Genomic DNA, 2,871 nt, shown 5'->3' with positions numbered 1-2,871 from the left:
ATCCGGCCAGGACCGTGCTCGACAAGAGCGATGCGCTGCGCAAGTCGGGGCAGGGGGAGTGCCTCGATCCCAACATGGCGCTGGACAATGCCGACTACGACAAGCCCGCGATCGACGGCAGCCTCAAGACCATCGAGGCGGTCAAGGGTGACGACGCCAAGGTGGTCGTCGCCTTCGTCGTCGCCAACAATGCGCACCGGCTCGAATGGAAGCTCAGGAAGGTCGGCGGCGCCTGGAAGATATCGGACCTTCTGTCGGTCACCGGCGAATGGGCTCTCAGCCAATACCAGTGCGAATAGGCGATATCATCGAGCCTGCTCAGCCCCTGCCGCGATAGGGTGCGACCCCGGTGTCGGGCAGCCAGGCGTCCTTGGGCGGCGCGCCCGTCTGCCAGAACACGTCGATCGGGATGCCGCCGCGCGGGAACCAGTAGCCGCCGACGCGCAGCCAGAGCGGCTTGGTCGCCTCCACGATGCGGCGGCCGATCATGACCGTGCATTCCTCGTGGAAGGCGCCATGGTTGCGGAACGAGGTCATGAACAGCTTCAGCGATTTCGATTCCACCAGCGAGGCATCGGGCGCGTAGTCGATGACGATATGGGCGAAATCCGGCTGACCGGTGACCGGGCAGAGCGAGGTGAATTCCGGGCAGGTGAAGCGCACGATCGCCGGCGGCCCGTCGCCGCGCGAAAACGGCACAGTCTCCAGCACCGCCTGTTCCGGGCTCTGTGGCGTCTCGACGTGCTTGCCGAGCTGGCTAAGGTTCTTGGTGTCGGTCATTGGGGGCTCCTTGCTGCCGCCGGATGCTCCGGAGGCGCAAACAAAAACGGAAATAGCGCCGCGGTCCCTCGGACGCGGCGGATTTGCGCCGCTCATTAGCACCGGACTGAAAGCCGCGCAGCGGTTTTCGGACCAATCCGATGCGTGAAATGGAAGCGGGACGACGCTCCCCCGCGACTTGAATGCGCAGGAAGACAAAGACCAGCAGGGTCCGCTTCTCCATCCACGCCGCCATCTATGACGGGATTCGCTTCGGCTTGCGGATCTGACCGCGGCCGCCAAGTCGGCCTGACTGGACTTGGCCGGTCATATTTGCAATTTTCTGTCGCCGATCCGGGGGCGGCACAACCCGTGCCGAAGGGTCCGCACAGTCGGGGGCTTGCTTGACCGCACAAGACTTGTTCGTTCCGCGCCAGACCAATACGGCGCTTTACATGCAACTGCACGACGCCGGGCATGCGGTAGACGATATCCTTCGCGTCCAGAAGGCCTACCGCGTGGCTTGCGCGATGTTCAATGGTCGCTACCGCAAAACGGGGCGGCCCTTCATCTGCCATGCCGTCGGCGCCGCATCATCGGTTGCGCATTTCGACAAGGATCTGGATCTTGTTCTCGCGGCGATGTTCCACGCCTCCTATGACAGCGCCCAATATCCTGACGGCAAATCCAGTCGGCGCACCGAAACCCACCGCAAGTGGCTGGAGCAGAAGCTCGGACCCCGGGTAGAAGGTCTTGTCGCCAGGGTAGGGGCGATGAAGTTCGACACCGGAGACCCCGAGCGCCTTGTGGAGAAAGGCGTGCCAGCCGGCGATGAGGACATCCTTTTCCTTGTCCTTGCGCATGATGTCGACGATCTGGCGGATGGCGGGCTGGCATTCGCGCCCAAATATGGCCGGTCGATTGAATCGCGGGTTGCTGCCTGCGCCATTCTGGCCCGGCGCATCGGCCGCGAGAGCCTTGCGGCCACGATCGAAGCCTATGGCAGCCGCTACGGGGCGTTGGGGTGGGCGGCGGCACTCGAGGATACCAGGCTGGAAGGTTTTCGCATTGCGCCGAATGTGCGCAACTACCTCAAGCTGCGTCGGGACAAGTTGCGCGGAGGTAGGGTGGAGGTGCTTTGACGGCCGCGCCGCCAGCGCAATTCCAGGAAAAGTGCGTAGCGGTTTTCCGTCCGGAGTTGCGCCAAAACAAAGAGATAGAGCGGTTCTGCGTTTCCGTGAAACGATGAACCGCTCTAGCGAGGCACGCGCACCGGATCTTCGCAAGGAGAGCCACCTGCCGCGCCGGTCCGGTGCGCGCCACGCCCGACACCGGCCTGGCGCCGGCGCCGAGCGATTTTTCCGAGTTAGAACATCCTTGCGGTGGCCATGCACAGCACGGTGAGCACCAGCAGCCAGGCGGCGATGCGTTCGCCGTTGGCCATCTTCGCGCGCAGCATTGGTTCGGTGGCTGCATCGGCACCGGCAAGTTGGCTGCTCGGCCGGCGCACCATGGCGCCGAGGACGCCGGCGGCCGCGATGGCCGCCACGATGCCGATTGCCAGCACAATCTCCATCGAGCCGAAGCTGCCCTCGTGGAAGAAATACCAGAGCAGCGCGCCGGTCAGGAACACCATGCCCGATGCGCCGAGTTGCGGCCGGATGAAGCGCTCAGCCCTGATCTCGGGATCGCGGGCGAGCGTGATGGTGGTGCCGGCCCAGAACACGCCGGCCATGACATGAAGGCCGATGACGATGATGTAGACATATTGCATGACCGCATTCCTTCCTTCCCACCGCTGGCCAAATAGTTAGATATCAAATGATTTGATGTCAATCTATGATGGCACGTTCCAACGCCCAATCCCTTGTTCTACTGTCGTATCATGACACCCTTTGACCGCCCGCCCGTCGGAATGAATCTGGCCCGCACCTCCAAGCTGGTGGCGCAAGCCTTCGACGCTGCGCTGGTGGAGGCTGGTGGCACGCTGCCGGTCTGGGTGACCTTACTTTCAGTCAAGTCGAAGGAACTCGCCAACCAGCGCGAGCTTGCCGGCATGATCGGCATCCAGGGCGCGACGCTGACCCATCATCTCAACGCCATGGACTGTCC

4 protein-coding genes and 1 pseudogene are annotated in these 2,871 nt (G+C 63.3%); 3 read left to right on the top strand and 2 right to left on the bottom strand.

The window, feature by feature from the left end:
- Positions 1-299: pseudogene (locus EOA33_RS30740) on the top strand (hypothetical protein); the annotation flags it as partial.
- Between the two features lie 19 nt (positions 300-318).
- Here the strand turns inward: EOA33_RS30740 and queF are convergent.
- Positions 319-780 carry a preQ(1) synthase gene (gene queF, locus EOA33_RS30735; RefSeq protein WP_126055058.1) on the bottom strand — a complete coding sequence of 154 codons (462 nt, stop codon included), beginning with the start codon at positions 778-780 and terminating at the stop codon, positions 319-321.
- 383 nt (positions 781-1,163) lie between these two features.
- On the opposite strand from queF, the gene EOA33_RS30730 reads away from it, so the two are divergent.
- A complete protein-coding gene (locus tag EOA33_RS30730; RefSeq protein ID WP_126055057.1) occupies positions 1,164-1,901 on the top strand; it encodes an HD domain-containing protein in 738 nt (245 codons plus the stop codon).
- 224 nt (positions 1,902-2,125) lie between these two features.
- Here EOA33_RS30730 and EOA33_RS30720 read toward each other — a convergent pair whose 3' ends face one another.
- Entirely contained in the window at positions 2,126-2,533 is a 408-nt protein-coding gene (locus tag EOA33_RS30720) for a hypothetical protein (RefSeq protein WP_126055056.1), read from the bottom strand.
- 111 nt (positions 2,534-2,644) lie between these two features.
- Between EOA33_RS30720 and EOA33_RS30715 the strand changes: the two genes are divergently transcribed.
- On the top strand, positions 2,645-2,871 hold a 227-nt coding region (locus tag EOA33_RS30715; protein WP_145989370.1), incomplete at its 3' end, for a MarR family winged helix-turn-helix transcriptional regulator.

Source organism: Mesorhizobium sp. M4A.F.Ca.ET.050.02.1.1 (assembly GCF_003997725.1).
Classification (GTDB): domain Bacteria; phylum Pseudomonadota; class Alphaproteobacteria; order Rhizobiales; family Rhizobiaceae; genus Mesorhizobium.
Note: the sequence above shows the minus strand (reverse complement) of the source record. Positions and strands in the feature narration are given on the sequence as shown.